At 41.7% G+C, this 792-nt stretch carries 1 protein-coding gene; it reads right to left on the minus strand.

Annotated features, from left to right (window positions below; all coding sequences use genetic code 11):
* The coding region (gene msrA, locus GMD4S_RS12435) for a peptide-methionine (S)-S-oxide reductase MsrA (RefSeq protein ID WP_000818176.1) at positions 1–583 on the minus strand (583 nt) is incomplete at its 3' end.
* Positions 584–792: the final 209 nt, after the last annotated feature.

The raw sequence follows: 792 nt of genomic DNA on the forward strand, positions 1-792 counted from the left end.
GAGCCTCTGTAGCAGCTTCTTGCGTAACACGATAAGACTCTTCAGTTAAGCTTTCCTTTAACACCTCTTGACTAGGCTTTTCATAGTTTGAGGCGTCAATCAATGGCTTCTCAGCATCGGTCACATCGATATGACAATAACCTGAAGGATTTTTCTTGAGATAGTCTTGATGGTAGTCTTCTGCTAATATGTAGTGGCGAAGTTTCTCCACCTCTACTGCAATCTTTCGACCCAGCATGCGCTCCTGCTCCTGCACCACTGTGTAGATAGCTGGCAAGTCTGCTTCATCCTGATAATAGATTCCCGTTCGATATTGGCGACCACAGTCATTCCCCTGCTGGTTAATAGACACTGGATCAATAACACGGAAATAATAAAGCAAAATCTCTCTGAGTGACACAGCTTTCTCATCATAAATTACTTGAACCGTTTCTGCATGGTCTGTTTCCTTGAGCAACTGGTAATTGGTCGTTTCGACTTGGCCATTAGCGTAGCCGACACTGGTTGCTAGCACTCCAGCAATTCGGGAAAAATACTCCTCTAGGCCCCAAAAACAACCACCAGCTAGATAAATTTCTGCCATCTTTATTTCTCCTTTATCAAGTTTTTAAACTAATACTCTTCGAAAATCTCTTCAAAGCACGTCAGCTTACATCTGCAACCTCAAAACAGTATTTTGAGCTAACTTCGTCAGTTTCATCTATAACCTCAAAACCATGTTTTGAGCAACCTGCGGCTAGCTTCCTAGTTTGCTCTTTGATTTTCATTGAGTATAAACTTCTTTTCAAAAAA

Source organism: Streptococcus sp. GMD4S (assembly GCF_000296955.1).